This window comes from Nonomuraea sp. NPDC049607 (assembly GCF_040675375.1).
Taxonomy (GTDB): Bacteria; Actinomycetota; Actinomycetes; order Streptosporangiales; family Streptosporangiaceae; genus Nonomuraea.
This window is the reverse complement of record NZ_JBFAOV010000004.1, coordinates 435587-452859: the sequence shown is the minus strand read 5'-3', so window position 1 is coordinate 452859 and position 17273 is coordinate 435587. Positions and strand designations below refer to the sequence as shown.

17 protein-coding genes are annotated in these 17273 nt (G+C 72.6%); 4 read left to right on the top strand and 13 right to left on the bottom strand.

Going from position 1 to position 17273, the window contains the following annotated elements; translation table 11 throughout:
* From AB0J97_RS11960 to AB0J97_RS11900, 13 genes are all read right to left on the bottom strand, one after another.
* A partial coding sequence (locus AB0J97_RS11960; protein ID WP_364087368.1) for an aldehyde dehydrogenase family protein occupies positions 1–437 on the bottom strand: 437 nt, incomplete at its 3' end.
* The gene (locus AB0J97_RS11955) at positions 434–1216 is read right to left on the bottom strand and encodes a Cof-type HAD-IIB family hydrolase (RefSeq protein WP_364087366.1); all 783 of its coding nucleotides are present in this window, start codon (positions 1214–1216) and stop codon (positions 434–436) included. The genes AB0J97_RS11960 and AB0J97_RS11955, both read right to left, overlap by 4 nt.
* Positions 1213–2046 (bottom strand): inositol monophosphatase, encoded by an 834-nt coding sequence (locus tag AB0J97_RS11950; RefSeq protein ID WP_364087364.1) that lies wholly within the window; start codon positions 2044–2046, stop codon positions 1213–1215. Before AB0J97_RS11950 ends, AB0J97_RS11955 begins: the two co-directional genes overlap by 4 nt.
* Positions 2037–2801, bottom strand: a complete 765-nt coding sequence (locus AB0J97_RS11945; protein WP_364087362.1) for an HAD family hydrolase — start codon at positions 2799–2801, stop codon at positions 2037–2039. Before AB0J97_RS11945 ends, AB0J97_RS11950 begins: the two co-directional genes overlap by 10 nt.
* Positions 2798–3895, bottom strand: a complete 1098-nt coding sequence (locus AB0J97_RS11940; protein ID WP_364087360.1) for an ABC transporter ATP-binding protein — start codon at positions 3893–3895, stop codon at positions 2798–2800. The genes AB0J97_RS11945 and AB0J97_RS11940 overlap by 4 nt, the downstream gene beginning before the upstream one ends.
* A complete protein-coding gene (locus AB0J97_RS11935; protein WP_364087358.1) occupies positions 3896–5722 on the bottom strand; it encodes an iron ABC transporter permease in 1827 nt (608 codons plus the stop codon). It lies immediately after the preceding gene.
* 21 nt (positions 5723–5743) lie between these two features.
* Entirely contained in the window at positions 5744–6397 is a 654-nt protein-coding gene (locus AB0J97_RS11930; protein WP_364087355.1) for a DUF47 family protein, read from the bottom strand.
* A complete protein-coding gene (locus AB0J97_RS11925; protein WP_364087353.1) occupies positions 6394–7374 on the bottom strand; it encodes an inorganic phosphate transporter in 981 nt (326 codons plus the stop codon). Before AB0J97_RS11925 ends, AB0J97_RS11930 begins: the two co-directional genes overlap by 4 nt.
* On the bottom strand, positions 7374–9212 hold the full coding sequence (iolD, locus tag AB0J97_RS11920) for a 3D-(3,5/4)-trihydroxycyclohexane-1,2-dione acylhydrolase (decyclizing) (protein WP_364087351.1): 1839 nt from the start codon (positions 9210–9212) through the stop codon (positions 7374–7376). Before iolD ends, AB0J97_RS11925 begins: the two co-directional genes overlap by 1 nt.
* Positions 9209–10120, bottom strand: a complete 912-nt coding sequence (locus tag AB0J97_RS11915) for a deoxyribose-phosphate aldolase (protein WP_364087349.1) — start codon at positions 10118–10120, stop codon at positions 9209–9211. The genes iolD and AB0J97_RS11915 overlap by 4 nt, the downstream gene beginning before the upstream one ends.
* The gene (iolC, locus tag AB0J97_RS11910; RefSeq protein WP_364087347.1) at positions 10113–11078 is read right to left on the bottom strand and encodes a 5-dehydro-2-deoxygluconokinase; all 966 of its coding nucleotides are present in this window, start codon (positions 11076–11078) and stop codon (positions 10113–10115) included. The genes AB0J97_RS11915 and iolC overlap by 8 nt, the downstream gene beginning before the upstream one ends.
* Positions 11075–11917 carry a TIM barrel protein gene (locus AB0J97_RS11905; protein WP_364087345.1) on the bottom strand — a complete coding sequence of 281 codons (843 nt, stop codon included), beginning with the start codon at positions 11915–11917 and terminating at the stop codon, positions 11075–11077. The genes iolC and AB0J97_RS11905 overlap by 4 nt, the downstream gene beginning before the upstream one ends.
* Positions 11914–12885 carry a Gfo/Idh/MocA family oxidoreductase gene (locus AB0J97_RS11900; RefSeq protein ID WP_364087343.1) on the bottom strand — a complete coding sequence of 324 codons (972 nt, stop codon included), beginning with the start codon at positions 12883–12885 and terminating at the stop codon, positions 11914–11916. The genes AB0J97_RS11905 and AB0J97_RS11900 overlap by 4 nt, the downstream gene beginning before the upstream one ends.
* A 236-nt stretch (positions 12886–13121) precedes the next feature.
* On the opposite strand from AB0J97_RS11900, the gene AB0J97_RS11895 reads away from it, so the two are divergent.
* From AB0J97_RS11895 to AB0J97_RS11880, 4 genes are all read left to right on the top strand, one after another.
* Positions 13122–14291, top strand: a complete 1170-nt coding sequence (locus tag AB0J97_RS11895; RefSeq protein ID WP_364087341.1) for an ABC transporter substrate-binding protein — start codon at positions 13122–13124, stop codon at positions 14289–14291.
* Positions 14292–14454: 163 nt separating this feature from the next.
* On the top strand, positions 14455–15729 hold the full coding sequence (locus AB0J97_RS11890) for a phytase (protein ID WP_364087339.1): 1275 nt from the start codon (positions 14455–14457) through the stop codon (positions 15727–15729).
* A gap of 139 nt (positions 15730–15868) precedes the next feature.
* Positions 15869–16594 (top strand): helix-turn-helix transcriptional regulator, encoded by a 726-nt coding sequence (locus AB0J97_RS11885; protein ID WP_357707993.1) that lies wholly within the window; start codon positions 15869–15871, stop codon positions 16592–16594.
* A gap of 101 nt (positions 16595–16695) precedes the next feature.
* Positions 16696–17232, top strand: coding sequence for a hypothetical protein (locus AB0J97_RS11880; RefSeq protein ID WP_364087336.1), 537 nt, complete (start codon positions 16696–16698; stop codon positions 17230–17232).
* Positions 17233–17273: the final 41 nt, after the last annotated feature.

The following is a 17273-nucleotide window of genomic DNA, read 5'->3' as shown; positions in this document are numbered from 1 at the left end:
GTGATCCCCGCCACCACCCCCAACGGCTGCCGCATCGAATACGAATCCACCCGCGTCGAGACACCCTCGGAGAAACCCCCCTTCAGCAGATGCGGAATCCCGCACGCGAACTCCACCACCTCCAGCCCGCGCGCCACCTCCCCCAACGCGTCCGAGTGCACCTTGCCGTGCTCGGCCGAGATCAACGCGGCCAGCTCGTCACGATGGGCGTCCATCAACTCACGGAACCGGAACAGCACCTGCGCCCGCTTGACCAGCGAGGCGTCCCGCCACGCCGGGAAAGCCGCCACCGCCGCCGCGACCGCCGCGTCCACCTCGGCCACCGACGCCAGCGCCACATGACCGCTGACCTCACCCGTCGCCGGGTTGAAGACCTCCGCCGTCCGGCCACCGCCGTCCGTCAGGGCGCCGTTGATCCAATGCTTGACCGACTTCACCGTTCTCCCTCTCCCAGTGCCAGTTCCACCGCGTCCACGAGCGCGCCCTCGGCGCAGGGGCGCGACACCACGTCCGCCGCCGCCAGGACGTCCGGGTGGCCGTCTCCGACCGCGATGCCCACGCCGGCGGCCTGGATCATGTCGATGTCGTTGGGGTTGTCGCCGATGGCGGCGACCTGCTCCAGCGGCACCCCCCGGGCCTTCGCCAGCTCGCGCAGGGCGCTGCCCTTGGTCGCCCCCTCCGGCAGCACCTCCAGGTACGTCGCCTCCGACCGGACGGTGACCGTGCCCGCGATGTCCAACGCCGGCAGGCGGTCGCCGATCAGCATGCACTTGGTGATCCCGTCGGGGGGCAGCGACGCCCAGTCGCCGGGGTCGCGCAGCGTGATGCCGTCCCGACGGGCGTAGTCCCGCAGCTCGGGGACGTCGTCCACGGCCAGCGCCTCCCCACCGGAGAACGCCACCGGGTACACGGCCGGGGGCAGCTCGCCGAACAGGCCGAGCAGCGTCTTCCAGGCGGTGGCCGGCAGGTGGCGGGAGCGCAGCACCTCGCCGGTCGCCAGGTTCACGGTGCGGGCGCCGTTGTAGAGGATGGCCGGGCCGTCCAGGCCCAGCTCGTCGTAGTAGGGGCGGGCCGAGCGTTCCATGCGGCCGGTGGCGATGACGACCTCGCCGCCCGCGGCCCGGTAGCGGCGCAGCGCCTCCCGGGCGGCGGGCACCATGGCCAGGTCGCGCCCGACGAGCGTGCCGTCCAGGTCGGTCACGATCCAGCGGATCACGACGTGCTCCCCACCCCGGCGACGTCGGCGGCCCCGGCGGCCACGTCGGCCACGTCGGCCAGCACCGAGGAGGCCAGGTCGAACCCGCCGACGCAGGCGAGGTAGCCGCCCGGCTCGAAGACGCTGCCCGACAGCGGGATGTAGACACCGCCGGCCTGCCTGACCAGCAGGGATCCGGCCGCGACGTCCCAGGCGTTGACGCGGGTGCCGTACGCGACGTCGGACCATCCGGCCGCGACGTGGGCGAGCTTGAGCGCGGCACTTCCGGGACGGCGAATGGTCGCGAACGACTGGGTCATCCTGGAGAAGCGGCGCAGCGCGCCCTCCTCGTCCTCGGCCAGGTCGCGCGGCGTGGGGTAACTGGACAGCAGCACCGCCTCGCGGTCGGAACGGGCGCCCGCGCTGCGCAGCGGCTCACCGTTGCAGACGGCCCCGCCGAGCCAGGCGGTGAACTCGTCGTCGCGCACCGGATCGTAGATCACCCCGGCCACCACCTCGCCGTCCACGGCGGCGGCGATCGAGGTGCAGAAGAACGGCAGGCCGACGGCGAAGTTGGCGGTGCCGTCGATGGGGTCGACGTACCAGCTGACGGCGCCCTCTCCCCTGGTGCCGCCCTCCTCGCCCACCACGACGCTGTCGGGGCAGAGCCGGTCGATGACCTCGCGGATGCCCTCCTCGGCCGCCTTGTCGTGCTCGGTCACCGGGTCGTGGAAGTCGCGCTTGGTCTGGATCTCGGGCCGGGAGCGGAAGGCGCCGCGCAGCCTGTCGCCGACCGCCCTGGCCGCCTCGGCCGCGATGGCGGCCAGCTCGCGCGAGGTGTTCACGTCCATGTCTCCTCCAGGAGGCTCAGCAGGGCGCGGGGGTCCTCGACCGTGGCCTGAGGGCGCTGCCGCACCGGATAAGGGATCTTGTCGGTGCTCGCGGACACCATCAGGACGGTCGCCCCCACCCCGGCCCGGGCGCCGCAGATCACGTCCCGGTCGTAGTTGTCGCCGACGTACCAGGTCTCGGCGGGGTCGACGCCGAGGGCGCGGCAGGCGAGCCGGATCATCTCGGGGTTCGGCTTGCGCACGCCGACCTCGTCGCTGTAGACCTGCGCCGCGACCAGGTGGTCCAGGCCGCTGCCGGCCAGGTAGTCGCGGTGCACGGCCCCGCACAGGGCGTTGCTGACGACGGCGGGGACGACGCCGTTCCGCAGGCAGGCGTTCAGCAGCTCCTCCATGCCGGTGCGCAGTTTCCTGTCGCTGCGCAGCTCGCCCATGCGCCTGCACAGGGGCGTCGCCTCGACGGAGACCAGCGTGCGGGCCTGCTCGGGCCAGTCGGTGGCGACGAACTCGGCCCAGAATCGGCGGTGCGTCATCTCCTCGGGCGCGAACTGCCGGGAGGTGGAGTCCTTCCAGTACTTGTCGGCTCGTGCACCGGCGCGGATGTCGCTCTCGACGTCCGCGGCCGTCAGGCCGTCGAACCCGGTCCTGGCCAGCATGGTGTGCACCTCGGCGGCCAGTTCGGCCGCCCAGGACGGTCGCTTGGCGGTCTCGACGATCACGCCCCCGAAGTCCAGGAGCAGCGCCTTGGGACGGATCACGCGGTCACCCCCGCCCGGTCCCAGGAGGAGAGGCGGGCGCCGTCCGCGCCGAAGAGGTGGAGCTGCTCGGTCCAGCAGGGCAGCACGTCGCCGGGCGCGGCCCGCACCGGCGTGTACGACAGGGCGAACAGCTCGGTGTCCAGGACGCGCAGCCGTACCGTCCAGGAGGAGCCGGCCGGCAGCACGGCCTCGACCAGCGCGTCCTCGCTCCAGGCGGCGGCGGGCGGCGCGCCGAGCCGCAGCGCCTCGGGCCGGATGCCGACGGCGGACGGGGTGACCTCCGGGTCGCGCGCCGCCACGAACCGCAGCAGTGACCCGGCCAGCCCGCCGGGCGCGGGCCCGGTGTCCACGATGGCCATCGGCGGGCTGCCGACGAACTCCGCGACGAACCGGTTGGCGGGCCGCTCGTACATCTCCATGGGAGCGGCGAGCTGCTGCAGCTCGCCCTCGTTCATGACGGCGACGTCGGTGGCCATGGTGAGGGCTTCGAGCTGGTCGTGGGTGACGAAGACGATCGTCGCGCCGGACTCCTCGTGGATGCGCTTGAGCTCGGCCCGCATCTCCAGGCGCAGCCGGGCGTCGAGGTTGGACAGCGGCTCGTCCAGCAGCAGCACGGACGGGTTGACCGCGAGCATCCTGGCCAGGGCGACGCGCTGCTGCTGGCCGCCGGACAGCTGGGAGGGGTAACGGTCCATGGCGGCGTCGACGTGCACCATCTTCAGCGCCGCCTCGGCCCGCGCGCGCCGCTCGGGGCCCGGGACCTTGCGCATGCGCAGCCCGAATTCCACGTTGTCGCGCACCGACAGGTGCGGCCAGAGCGCGTAGTTCTGGAAGACCAGCCCCATGGCCCGCTTCTCGGGCGGGACGTAGACCCCCTGCTCGACCGAGTCCAGGACGCGGTCGCCGACGGCGATGCTGCCCGCGGTGGGCTGTTCAAGGCCGGCGATCATGCGCAACGTGGTGGTCTTGCCGCAGCCGGAGGGGCCGAGCAGGCACATGAAGGCGCCGTCGGGGACCACGAGGTCGAGGTTCTTCACCGCGTGGTCGCCGCCGCCGTAGCTCTTGGAGACTGCGCTCAAGGTGATGTTCGGCATCTATCCTCCTAGGCCGGACGCCAGGCTGCTCTTGGTCAGCCGCTGGGTCAGGGAAGTCATGGTGAAGGAGAGCAAAGCGATCATGAGGACGACGCCGTTGGCGAGCTGCGTGTATCCGTAGTCGACCAGGCCGATGGAGAGCGTCGTGAGGAGCTGGGTGCCGGTGGTGGTCAGCATCACGACGATGCTGAGCTCCTTCAGCCCCGAGATGAACGGCAACACGATCCCGGTGACCAGGGCGCCCTTTTGGATCGGGAAGATGATCCGCCGCATCCGGTGCCACCAGGACGCCCCGGCGATCTGCGCGGCCTCCTCCGGCTCCCGGCCGAGCTGCATCATCGCCGCGATGCCCGAGCGCGAGCTGTACGGAAGATGCGTGACCGCCATGACCAGGATCAGCAGGAACGTCGTCCCGTACAGCGCCGGGACGGGCCCGCGGGCGACCGCGAACAGCGACAGCGAGGCGGCCGCGAAGGCGATGCCGGGGATGAGGTACGGCAGGAACGACACCTGGCGCAGGAACCCGGCGATGCGCGGGGCGGTGCCGCGGACCACCACGTACCCGATGAGCAGGCCGGCGACCGCGCAGATCAGCGAGGCCAGGCCGACGATGCGCAACGAGTTCCAGGCGGCCTGCCACAGCTCGGAGCCGCGCAGGATGCCGTGCGGGAACCCGACCGCGCCGGGGAGCCGGTCGGCGATCCAGTAGTCGAGCGTCAGGGTGGACAGGTCCAGCGGCGTGCGGGTGAGCGTGGACAGCAGCAACGTGAGCACCGGGATCAGCACGCTGACCACGAACACCACCGCGCCCAGCGCGAACGCCGGCCAGCGCCAGCCGCGCAGGTCGCCCAGCCGGTCCATCGCGCCCTTGCCGCCCACGGTGACGAACCTGCGCTGCTCGCGCATCAGCCGCATGTCGGTGAAGACGATCAGCACGCCGATGATCACGATGACGGTGGCGAGCACGGAGGCCACGCCGGTGCTGCGGTCCCTGATCGACTGGAACAGCCCGGTGGACAGCACCTGGTAGTCGGCGGGCAGGCCGAGCACGTACGGGGTGCCGAACGTGCCGAGCACCCGGCCGACCACGAGCAGCACGGCCGAGGAGAGCGCGGGCAGCATCAGCGGCACCACGATCCGCCGCACGACGACGCGCCGCGGCGCCCCGAGGATCCGGGCCGAGTCCTCAAGCTGGACGTCGATCCTGCGCAGCGCGTTGCCGACCAGCAGCAGCACGAACGGGTAGTAGTGCAGCCCCAGCGTGACGATGATCGGCAGCGGTCCGTAGGCCAGCCAGTCGGGGGTGCGCACGCCGGCCGACTCCAGGAAGCCCACCTGCCCGCCGGCCCGCGCGTTCTTGAACAGCGTCAACCAGGCCAGCGAGAACGTCCACGACGGCAGCATGTACGGCACCACCAGCGCCCCGGCCAGCCACTTGCGGCCGGGCACGTTGGTGCGGGTCACCAGCCAGGCCATCCCGCCGCCGAGCAGCAGCGCGAACAGGACGGTGCCGACCGCGACCACCAGCGTGTTGACCAGCGGCCCCCAGAACAGCAGACCGCTGATCTGCGAGCGGAAGACCCGCCACAGGTAGTAGCCCGTCCACTCCCCCGGCTGCTGGCCGGCGTGCAACTCGTCGCCGAACTGGAGGCGGACGGCGTCCGACAGGACCGCGATCAGAGGGGCGACGACGAGGTAGGCGAGCAGGACGACGAGGATCAGGCCGAGCGCGGCGGTCGGGTCGTGCCGCAGGACCTGGAGGCGGTAGCGGAGTCGGCGCCGTCTCGGCGGGCGAGGCGGCGGTTCCGTCTTGGTCAGAACAGCCATGGGTCTTCCTTCGGGGGGTCTTCAGTGGCTTCGTTTGAGCATGGCGTCGGCGAGGGCGTCGGCGGCCTCGCCGAGCCGCCGGCCCACGGCGTCGAGTCGGGAGAGCAGTTCGCGTTCGCGCAAGGTGTCCATGTCCAGCGGGCCGGCGAACAGCTCGGTGAGCCGGGCCTGGTGGAGCTGGCGGACGCGGCTGCGGGACTTGCGGGTGGCGAGCACGGCCACGGTGACCGAGCCGGGGTCGCCGGTGATCTTCAGCAGGGCGCGGTCCAGCTGGTCCAGGCCGTCGATGACGGCGCCCAGCGGCTCGGTGGCGAAGGTGAGGTCGGCGGGCCCGAACAGGTCCGCCTCGCGCACGAAGTCGCGTAGCTGGTCCAGCACGTCGTCGATCGAGCGGGAGAGCCGGAACAGGTCCTCCCTGTCGATGGGGGTGGCCAGGACCCGTCTCAGCGCCCGGACGAGCTCGGCCCGCGCCGCGTCGCCCTCGTGCTCGACCTCGGCCATCCGGGCGCGGGCGGCGGCCTGACCGGTCGCGCCCGAGGCGGCCGAGCAGGCCAGCACGGCTCCCTCCCTGGCCACGGCGACCTGGCCGCGGACGAGGTCGATCACCCGGCGTCCCGACCGGCCGCGCAGGTCGTCCCAGACGCGGGCGAGCCGGCGGCTCCTCCCGCTGCTCACAGCAGCCTCAGGCCGAGCCCGGCCAGGGCGCCCAGGGCCATGGACGACGGCAGCGTGACCAGCCACGCCGTACCCATGTTCAGCACTCCCTGCCATCGCACCCTCCTGCTTCCTTCGCTTGCCACCACGCCGACGACTCCGGCCGTCACGGACTGGGTCATGCTGACCGGGCTGCCCAGGGCCGAGCTGCCGAGGACGGCGCCGGTGGCCGCCGTCTCGGCCGACAGCACGTGCAGCGGCCGGGTGACGACCAGGCCACGGCCGACCCGCTCACCCACCCGGGGCAGCGTGGTGAGCGCCCCGGCGAGGAACAGCGCCACCAGCACGGCCATCCACCCCGGCGCGACCTGCACGGGCCCGACCCGGCCGAGTCCGTTGCGGCCCACGTCCACGGCGACGCTCACGACGGCGATCATCTTCTGGCCGTCGTTGACGGCGTAGGCCAGGCATTGGGCCGCGTAGGCCACCAGGTGGGCGGCCAGCACCAGCCCCGGCATCCGGCGCGAGGACGGCACCCGCCTGGACGCGGTCCCCAGCAGGTAACCGAGCCCCAGCCCGACCAGCGGCGCGCACGCCCCGATCGCCAGGACCGTGACCAGCCCTGCCCAGGCCACCGGCAGCCCCGCGCCGAGCCCGGCGCCCGCGATCCCGCCGATCACCGCCAGCGTCAGGCTGGTGGGCAGCCCCTTGCCGGTCAGCACCGCCACCACCACGACGGCGATCGCCACGCCGGCCAGGAACACGGCCGCGCCGCTCCTGGAGTCGAGCCCCGCGAGCCCCTCGGTGAAGGTCCGCGCGACCGCGACGCCCAGCACGTACGGCCCGGCGAACAGGACCACGACGAGCAGCGCGGCGGCCGCCCAGCCGGGCGTGCGCGGGAAGCGCAGGCCGAGGCCGATCAGCGTGGCGCCGTCGTTGGCCCCGCTGATCAGCACGAACAGGGTGGCCACCGCGGCGAAGGCCAGCGTCCAGCCCATCAGAGGTAGGGCCGCTGGTCGCGCTTGGCCTCGTCGTAGCGCTCGCGCGCGGCCCGGACGTCGGGCAGCCCGGACACCTCCGCGACCGGCACGTCCCACCACGCCTGCGCGCCGGGGCCGCCGCCGGGGACGGGCTCCACGTACACGACGGTGGTCCTGGCCGACTCCTTGGCCTTGACCAGGGCGGCCCGCAGTGACTCGTGGCCGTCGGCGCGCAGCACGTCGGCGCCCAGGCTGGCGGCGTTGGCGGCGAGGTCCACCGGCAGCGGCTCGCCGTCGAGGTCGCCGCCGGGCCCGCGGGTCCGGTACGCGGTGCCGAGCCGCCGCGCGCCCACCGACTCGCTGAGGTTGCCGATGGAGGCGAACCCCCGGTTGTCCACCAGGACGATCACCAGCTTGATCCGCTCCTGCACGGCGGTCGCGATCTCCTGCGCCATCATCAGGTACGACCCGTCGCCGACCAGCACGAACACCTCGCGTTCCGGCGCGGCCAGCTTCACCCCGAGGCCGCCGGCGATCTCGTAGCCCATGCACGAGTAGCCGTACTCGACGTGGTACTGCTCGGGGTCGGCGGGCCGCCAGAGGCGGTGCAGGTCGCCCGGCATCGAGCCGGCCGCGTTGACCACCACGCCGCCCTCGGCGACCTCGTTGAGGATGCCGAGCATGACGGGCTGGGTGAGCTCGGGGCCCGCGTAGGTGTGGCCGATCTCCGACTGCCAGGCGGCGGCCAGGGCGGCGGCCCGGTGGGTCCATTCGGGGTCGGCCCGCCAGTCCGTCTCGTCGAGGGCGCGCAGGGCCTCGCGGGCGTCGGCGACGAGCGTGGCGCCCGCGTTCTTGGCCGCGTCGAAGGCGGTGACGTTGACGTTGAGGAAGGCGGCCTGGCCGAACAGGGTCCTGGAGGCGGTGGTGAAGTCGGTGTAGCGGGTGCCGACGCCGATGACCAGGTCGGCCTCACGGGCCAGGGTGTTGGCCGCGTCGGTGCCGGTGTGGCCGATCGCGCCGGCCGCGCAGGGGTGGTCGTACGGCAGCGCGCCCTTGCCCGCCTGGGTCTCGCCCACCGGCACGCCGTGGTTCTCGGCGAAGCGGGTCAGCTCCGCCCACGCCCGGCTGTACCTGACCCCGCCGCCGGCCACGATCAGCGGCCTGCGGGAGCCGCGCAGCAACTGCTCGGCCCTGGCCAGCGCGGCCGGCTCGGGCACCGGCCGGGCGACGTGCCACACCCGGCGGGCGAACAGCTCCTCGGGCCAGTCGTACGCCTCGGCCTGCACGTCCTGGGGCAGCGCCAGCGTGACCGCGCCCGTCTCGGCGGGGTCGGTCAGCACCCGCATCGCCGCCAGCAGCGCGGACGGGAGCTGCTCGGGCCGGTTGATCCGGTCGAAGAAGCGCGACACCGGGCGCAGCGAGTCGTTGACCGACACGTCGTAGGACCGGGGGTCCTCCAGCTCCTGCAGCACCGGGCCGGGGGCGCGGGTGGCGAAGACGTCACCGGGCAGCAGCAGGACCGGCACCCGGTTGATCGTCGCCAGCGCCGCGCCGGTGACCAGGTTGGTGGCGCCGGGCCCGATGGACGTCGTGCAGGCGAAGGTGGACAGCCGCGCACGGGTACGGGCGTAGCCGACGGCCGTGTGGACCATGGCCTGCTCGTTGCGGGCCAGGTAGTACGGCAGCGGGTCGCGCGTGCCCGCGCCCTGCTCGGCCAGCGCCTGGCCGATGCCCGCGACGTTGCCGTGGCCGAAGATCCCGAGCACGCCGGCGATCAGCCGCTGCTCGACGCCGTCGCGCTCCGACCACTGGTTGGCGAGGAAGCGGGTCAGCGCCTGAGCGGTGGTCAGCCTCATGAGGCACCTCCTTGCACGAGATCGGGCACGCCGCCCTCCAGCAGGCCGAGCGCGGTGTCCACGGCGGCTGCCACGTCGCCGTCGGGCGGGTAGAGCAGCGCCCGGCCGACCACCAGGCCGCGGACGCCGGGCAGGCGCAGCGCCTTGCGCCAGGAGTCGTACATCTCGCCGGAGTCCTGGCCGGAGTCGCCGCCCAGCAGCAGCACGGGCAGCGTCGTGGACTCCACGACGCGTTCCATGTCGCGCACGACCGGGATCTTCAGCCAGGTGCGGGCGGAGGTGGCGCCGAGCCCCTGGCCGACGCTGATGGAGTGGATGACGGCCTCGGGCGACAGGTCGTGCCGCACGGCGCCGTCCTGCCGCCTGGACCAGAACGGCTCGACCATCGCCATCAGGCCGTGCCTGGCCAGGTCGGTGACCGCCTGGCCGCAGCTCGCCAGGGTGGCGGCGGTGGCGCTGTCCTCCAGGGCGATCCGGCACAACATCTTGCCGCCGTCGAGGCCCATCGCGGCGATGGAGGGGGCGTCGTAGGCGGTGAAGCGGTCGTCGAACTCGAACACCGAGCCGGCCACGCCGCCGCGGTTCATCGAGCCGATGACGATCTTGTCGTCGAGGGCGCCGAGCAGCAGCAGGTCCTCGACGATGTCGGGGGTGGCCAGCACGCCGTCCACGCCGGGCCTGGACAGGGCGGTCATGAGCCGGTCGAGCAGGTCGGCGCGGCTGCGCATCGCCATCGGGTGGCCGGCCACGCCGAGGGCGCCGCGGGCCGGATGGTCGGCGGCGATGATGAGCAACTGCTCCCTGCCGTTCCTGAGCGGCCTGCGCCGGCGGGCCGCCGCCGCCTCGGCTATACGCTCCGGCTGCCAGGCGCGCTGGTCGAGCAGCCGCCGGTAGTCCTGCTCACGCATGCGTGGCGGCTCCTTCCGAGAGGGGGGCGGACAGGACGGCCTCGACCTCGTCCGCCGTGGGCATCGCGGGCGCGCAGGCCAGGCGTCCGGCGACGATCGCGCCGGCGGCGTTGGCGAAGCGCAGGGTGCGCTCCAGCGGCCAGCCTTCGAGCAGGCCGTGGCACAGGGCGCCGCCGAAGGCGTCGCCGGCCCCGAGCCCGTTGACCACCTCGACGGGCACGGGCGGCACCCGTACGGTCTCGGTGGCGGTCATGCCGAGCACGCCGTCCGCGCCCTGCTTGACGATGGCCAGTTCGACGCCCGCGGCCAGCAGGGTCTCGCCGGCCGCGCGCGGGTCGCGGGTGCCGGTGGCCACCTCGACCTCGTCGAGGTTGCCGGCCGCAACGGTGACGTGCGCGAGCGCCTCCCGCACCCGTTCGCGGGCGGCGGCCGCGCCGGCCCAGAACATGGGCCGGTAGTCCAGGTCGAGCACGGTGTGCCGGGCGCGCCCGCGGGCCCGCCAGGCGGCCAGGTGGGCGGCGTGGGACGGCTCGGCCGACAGGCCGGTCACGGTGGCCCAGAACAGCCGCGCCTCGGTGACGGCCGTCAGGTCGAGGTCGCCGGGTGTGATCTCCAGGTCGGGCGCGTCCTGGCGGTAGAAGTAGAGCGGGAAGTCGTCGGGCGGCCTGATCTCGCAGAACGTGACCGGGGTCGGCCGGCCTGGCGCGGCGCCGACCAGGCGGTCGTCCACGCCGTACGAGCGCAGCGCGTCGTGGACGAACGCGCCGAACGGGTCGTCGCCGGTCCGCGTGATCACCGCGCTGGAGCGGCCCAGGCGGGCGGCGGCGACGGCCACGTTGGTGGGGCTGCCGCCCAGGTACTTGCCGAACGTCTCCACGTGGCGCAGCGACACGCCGCTCTGGAGCGGGTAGACGTCCACGCCCACCCTGCCCATCGTCAGCACGTCGAGGGCGCTCATGCCAGGCCCCGCAGGAACGCCACGCCCGCCCGTACGTCGTCGGCCGGGCCGGCGCCCGCCGCGGGCTCGGCGTCGAGGACGACGTCCTGCTCCATGACGTACCAGCCGTCGTACCCGGCGGCGGTCAGGCGTTCGACGATGCCCCGGACGTCCACGTCGCCGAGGCCGAGCCGGCGGTAGATCCCGGCGCGGACGGCGTCGGTGTAGGTCAGCTCGCCGGCCCGGACGCGTCCGGCGAGCGCGGCGTCGACGTCCTTCAGGTGCACGTGGGCGATCCGCTCGGGGGCGCGGGTGACGAGGTCGAGCGGGTCGCCGCCGCCGATGAGCAGGTGGCCGGTGTCCAGGCAGAGCGGGACGGCGCTGCCGCCGAGCACCCGGTCCACCTCCTCGCCGGTCTCGACCATGGTGCCGACGTGCGGGTGCAGGGTGAGCGCGCGGCCGTCGCCCTTCGCCTCGTGGAAGGCGCGGTCGAGGTTGCCGAGCAGGGTGCGCCAGCCGGCCTCGTCCAGCTCCGGACGGGCGTCGTAGCCGTCGGCGCCGGTGGCCGCGGCCAGCACGACGACCACGTCCGGGGCGAAGGAGGCCCAGGTGGCGCGGAGTGCGGGCAGCGGGTCGTGGGCGGGGTCGTGCAGGACGGCGGGGACGAATCCGCCCACGGCGCGCAGCCCGTACCGGCCGAGCAGGTCGCGGTCGGCGGGAAGGAAGCCCTCGGGGCCCAGTTCGGTGGCGGTCAGGCCCAGCTCGGCCATCTCGGCGAGCACCCGGTCGGCGGTGAGCTGGTGTCCCCATCCGGGCACCTCGCACACGCCCCAGGAGATCGGTGCGGCGGCGATCCTCACTTGGCCACCTCCAGCACGCGCACCGGGCGGCCCTCGCGGCGCGCCAGGTCGGCGGCCTCGGCCAGGTAGAGGGCGGCCAGGGCGTCGCGGACGGTGCAGGGGCTCTCGCTCTCGCCCCTGGCCATCGACAGGAACGCGCCCATCTCGGCGACGTAGGCGGCCTCGAACCTGGTCTGGAAGTCCGGCCACGGCGGCCCGTCCGGGCTCAGGCCCTCGGCCGAGCGCAGCGGGGTGCGGTCGCCGAGCCCGACGGCGCGGGTGCCGAGCGTGCCGGCCAGCTCCATGCGCACGTCGTAGCCGGCGCCGTTGTAGCGGGAGCCCTGGAGGGTGACCAGCGTGCCGTCGTCCATGACGATCAGGGCGGCGCTGTTGTCGACGTCCCCGGCGGCGGCGAAGTACGGATCGCCGCGATTGGCGCCGACCGCCTGCACGACGTCCGCCTCGCGGCCGGTGACCCAGCGCAGGATGTCGAAGTCGTGGATGTGGCAGTCGCGGAAGATGCCGCCGGACTGGGCGACGTACTCGGCGGGCGGGGGCGCGGGGTCGCCGGTCAGCATGTGGACGCGGTGCAACTCGCCGAGCTCGCCCGCCAGCAGCGCCTCGCGGGCGCCCCGGTACCCGGCGTCGAAGCGGCGCTGGAAGCCGATGTGCACGCCGATCCCGGCCCGTTCGACGGCCTCGGCGACCCGTAACGTCTCCCTGACGGTCGGCGCGGCCGGCTTCTCGCAGAACGCCGGCACCCCCCGCTCGCACGCCAGCAGCAGGGCCTCGGCGTGGGCGGAGGTCGGCGTCGCGATCACCACCGCGTCCGCGTCGAAGGGGTCGCCGGTCCGGGCGCCGAGCCGCCGCGCCACCTCCTCCGCCCTCGCCGTGTCCACGTCGGACACGACAAGCTCGTCAACCAAGGTGGACAGCGTTGTGGCATGGAACATGCCTATACGTCCAAGGCCCAGCAGACCCACACGCATGATCGCTCCTCATCCAGGGGGGCCTCCAGTTCTAGATGAACAGGAGATGAACAGTCAAGGGTTTGTCCTGACATAAGGATGAACTGTCGTAGCTGGGCGGCAAGGCCGTAGCTGGATCCCCACGTAAGAATGTCTTGACAAATTATTCACGTGACGTTCATCGTGAGCACACAATGGCGCCGGTCGGGGCTGGCGCGGCGCCTGCGAACCCGAGAGGCAAGAGGAGTGACGCCATCATGAGGCGTACCGGGAAGATCATCTCCATGGCGTTGCTGGCGACCGCCGCCGTGGCGTGCGCGCCCTCCACCGCAGGCGGAGGACCGTCGGCGGCGGCGACGGCCAAGGCGCTGCCCGGCCCGTCACTCGATGCGAACTTCGACCTGGAGGCGCTGGTCTCCGCCGCGAAGAAGGAAGGCAGCGTCCTGGTCTACGACTCCAGCGGCGACATCGAGGAAGTGGCCAAGGCGTTCACCGCGAAGTACGGCATCGCCATGGAGGGGGTGAAGTCGGACACCCCGCAGACGGCCGAGAAGATGACCAGGGAACACGCCGCCGACAACGTCACCATCGACGCGGCCATGTACGAGGACGGCGGCGTCCTGGTCGGCCAGCTCGCGCCGCAGGGCGTCACGCAGACCTGGATCCCCGCGGACCTGAAGGACCAGATCCCGGCCGAGAACCAGAACCCGCTGCTCGCGCTCTCCAAGGCGACGGTCTTCGGCTACAACACCAAGCTCTCCCCCGGCGGCTGCCCGGTGAAGAACGTCTGGGACCTGACCGACCCGGAGTGGTCCGGCAAGCTGGTGATGCAGGACCCGCTCGGCAAGCCGACCGTGCTGTCGTTCTTCACCCAGCTCGACGCGTACGGCAACCAGGCGCTCGAACAGGCCTACCAGGCCAAGTACGGCAAGCCGCTGAAGACCGAGGAGAAGAGCGCCGCCCTGGAGTGGATCAAGCGGATGTCCCTCAACAAGCCGGTGCTGACAGGCTCGGACGAGGACATCTCCGCCGCGGTGGGCGCGCCGGCCGCCACCGACAAGAAGATCGGCTTCATGTCGATCTCGAAGTTCCGCAACAACGAGGACAAGGGCTACCATCAGGCCGCCTGCGAGGGGATGACCCCCTTCGTCGGGTTCAGCTACCCGAAGTACGCGGCGATCGCCACCAAGAGCAAGCACCCGAACGCGGCAAAACTGTTCGTGCACTTCATCATGACCGAGGAAGGCGTCAAGCACGAGATCGGCGAGGGCGGTGTCTCGGGCAACAGCACGGTCAAGCCGATGGTCACCCCGCCCGGCCTGTCCGACTGGCAGGGCCAGCTCTTCCACACCGACCCCGAGGGCCTGCTCGGCGACCTGCGGAACCGCCAGACCATGTCCGACTTCTGGCGCGTCAACCGCAGCTAGCGCGGCCGAGGACCGCCCGGCCGGGAGCCTCCGGCCGGGCCGTTCGGCATGCCCTGGCTCAGGTGTAACACTTAATGTCCTGACATAAGGATGACGTATTGATTTCTTGTAAAACTGTCGTTACGTTCTGGGGCAACATCAACACCCCGAACGAGGAGGCGCAATGCGTCCCCTGTCCAGGCTCTCCCTGGCAGCCCTGATGTTGGCCATGGTTGGCGGGACCGCCTTACCCGCGGCCGGTTCCGGCGTGGCGACCGTGTATCCCGAAGTCGAAACCCCCTCCCTCTACGACGACGCGGCCGGCGGCGACGCCAACGGCGACGACCCCGCGATCTGGGTGGACCCGTCCGACTCCGAGGACAGCGTGGTGATCGCCACCGCCAAGAAGGGCGGCCTCTACGTCTACGACCTCGACGGGCAGCAACTTCAGCACCTGCCGGCGCCCGCCGCCCCAGGGCCGGACGACGAGGCGGGCCGCTTCAACAACGTCGACGTCACCTACGGCTTCGGCGGCAGGGACCTGGCGATCGTCTCCGACCGCGGCCGGGACACACTGCGCATCTACTCCATCTCGCACGGCCACCTCACCGACGTGACCGACCCGGCCGCGCCGTTCGTGTTCAACGCGACGCAGCAGCAGGTCAACGACGCGGAGACGGCCTACGGCCTGGCTGCCTGGAAGGACTCCACCGGCACGTACGCGCTGGTCAGCCGCCGCCACAAGACCTCGGTCGGCCTGGTCAAGCTGCTCGCCAAGCCGGGCGGCAAGATCGGCTACCAGCTCGTCAGGACACTGACCCTGCCCAACTCCTTCACCCTGCCGAACGGCCAGACCTGGTCCCCCTGCCTTGAGCCGGACGAGCAGGCACAGGTCGAGGGCATGGTCGTGGACCAGGAGCGGGACGTGCTCTACGCCGCCCAGGAGGACGTCGGCATCTGGCGCGTGCGCGCCGACCTCACCGGCACGCCCGTCCTGGTGGACAAGGTCCGCGAGTACGGCGTCCCCGGCACGTACGACCCCGCGACCGAGGAGTGCACCCCCGGCGCCGACCCCGGCTACGGCGGCAAGCACCTCACCGCGGACGCCGAGGGCCTGACCATCTACTACCGCGAGGACGGCAAGGGCTATCTGCTGGCCTCCAGCCAGGGTGACAACACCTTCGCCGTCTACCGCAGGGAGGGCTCCAACTCCTACCTCGGCCAGTTCCGCGTCGGCGAGGCGAACGGCATCGACGGCTCGGAGGTGAGCGACGGCTCGACCGTGCTCAACGTGCCGCTGGGCGAGTTCGACGAGGGCCTGTTCATCGCCCACGACGGCGTGAACACGCCGGCCACGGCGGACCGGGAGAACACCAACTTCAAGTTCGCCGACTGGGGCGACATCGCCGACGGGCTCGACCTGGACGTCGACACCGACGGCTGGGACCCGCGCGACTGATCCAGGCCGCTCAGCGGTCCCGCGAACCGGGGCGCCGTCCGATAGGGCGGCGCCCTTTCGGCGGTTCGGGCGTCCCTGCGTTGATTTGGGCATTGCTGAGCCGGGCGGAGAGAATGGGCTTCGCGTGCGGAGGAGGAGCGTGACCGAGAGTCAGTCGCTGGACAGCCTCGCCCGCCGCCTGGAAGAGGTGGTCGGCGAGCTGCGCGGCATACCCGTGGACGTCGAGCGGCTGGAGGACGCCGAGCTCGTCCGCCGGCACATCCTGCGCGCCACCCGCTCGGCGGCCGAGCTGCGGGCCATGCACCCGGTGGGCTCGCCCGAGCAGGGACGCGACGAGCAGCGCAGCAGGCGTACCGTGCTCGACGCCCTGGGGCACGGGCTGGCGATGCGCACGATCGTCCATTCGAGCATGCTGGACGACCCGCGCAAGGCCGCCCGGATCAAGGAGCTGCACGCCGCCGGGGACCTGCACCGGGTCATCGACGAGCCGATCCAGCAGCTCCTCATCTTCGACCGCTCGGTGGCGTTCGTCCGGATCACCCCGATCGCTCACACGCCGGGCGCGCTGATGATCAGGCAGCAGGGGCTGATCGCGGCTCTCATCGACCTGTTCGAGCTGTCGTGGGCGCGGGCCAGGGAGGTCACCGAGCCGGCGTACCAGCTGTCGCCCCGGGAGCGGGAGGTGCTCGCGCTGATCGCCGAGGGCCGTTCCAACAGCGCCGTGGCCCGTGCCCTGTCGATCACGGAGGCGGCCGTCGGGAAGCACGTGGCCTCCGTGTTCACCAAGCTCGACCTGCCCGCGACCGAGGACGACAACCGCCGGGTGCTGGCCGTGCTGGCCTACCTGCGCGGCGTGGCGCGCTAGGGCCATCCCGCACCACGCGGCGGTGGGGTAGGGACAGGGCTACCCCGTACTCGGTCCAGCCCCCGCGCGGGCGGATCGCGGCGGGCGCTTCGATGGACGTCATGCAGAGAATGACTGGATTGCTGGTCGGCGCGGTGTTCGGCGCGGTGTTCGTCGTCGTCAACGCGCACGACCCCCTCGGCCCCGTGACCGCGAACCTCCTGCGGGGCGCCGCGTGCCTGGCGGCGGCGGCCGTGCTCGCGATGTGGTTCCGCGCCGCGCGCGCGGGACGTCCCGCCCCGTCCGGACGGCGGGGCATGTTCGGGCCCGGCTACCTGGCCGTGGTCGTGGTCGAGGCGGTCCTGCTGTTCGGCGGGCTGCGGGTGCTGGCCGCGCTCGGACGTCCCGAGGAGGGGAACGTGGCGTGGGTGGCGTTCGTGGTGGGCGCGCACTTCGTCGCGCTGGCGCCGATCTGGAAGGACTGGAGCATCGCCGTGCCGGGCGTGGCGCTCACGGTGCTCGGCGTCGGCGGTCTCGTCCTGGCCGGCACGCCCGCGCTGGCGTGGGTGCCGATTGTCAGCGGGGTGCTGTCCGGCGTCGTGCTCCTGGCCGGCAGCCTCACCCTCGGCCTGCGCGGGACGGCACGAGTGGCGGCCTGACCGTCCGGCGGGCGCGCCTCCTCCCCTGGCACAGACCCTCT

Excerpts from the sequence above, each read along its gene's own strand:
- AB0J97_RS11950 (WP_364087364.1), bottom strand. The coding sequence starts at position 2,046 with ATGGACGTGAACACCTCGCGCGAGCTGGCCGCCATCGCGGCCGAGGCG.
- AB0J97_RS11940 (WP_364087360.1), bottom strand. The coding sequence starts at position 3,895 with ATGCCGAACATCACCTTGAGCGCAGTCTCCAAGAGCTACGGCGGCGGC.
- AB0J97_RS11935 (WP_364087358.1), bottom strand. The coding sequence starts at position 5,722 with ATGGCTGTTCTGACCAAGACGGAACCGCCGCCTCGCCCGCCGAGACGG.
- AB0J97_RS11925 (WP_364087353.1), bottom strand. The coding sequence starts at position 7,374 with ATGGGCTGGACGCTGGCCTTCGCCGCGGTGGCCACCCTGTTCGTGCTG.
- iolD (WP_364087351.1), bottom strand. The coding sequence starts at position 9,212 with ATGAGGCTGACCACCGCTCAGGCGCTGACCCGCTTCCTCGCCAACCAG.
- AB0J97_RS11915 (WP_364087349.1), bottom strand. The coding sequence starts at position 10,120 with ATGCGTGAGCAGGACTACCGGCGGCTGCTCGACCAGCGCGCCTGGCAG.
- iolC (WP_364087347.1), bottom strand. The coding sequence starts at position 11,078 with ATGAGCGCCCTCGACGTGCTGACGATGGGCAGGGTGGGCGTGGACGTC.
- AB0J97_RS11900 (WP_364087343.1), bottom strand. The coding sequence starts at position 12,885 with ATGCGTGTGGGTCTGCTGGGCCTTGGACGTATAGGCATGTTCCATGCC.
- AB0J97_RS11895 (WP_364087341.1), top strand. The coding sequence starts at position 13,122 with ATGAGGCGTACCGGGAAGATCATCTCCATGGCGTTGCTGGCGACCGCC.
- AB0J97_RS11890 (WP_364087339.1), top strand. The coding sequence starts at position 14,455 with ATGCGTCCCCTGTCCAGGCTCTCCCTGGCAGCCCTGATGTTGGCCATG.
- AB0J97_RS11880 (WP_364087336.1), top strand. The coding sequence starts at position 16,696 with ATGCAGAGAATGACTGGATTGCTGGTCGGCGCGGTGTTCGGCGCGGTG.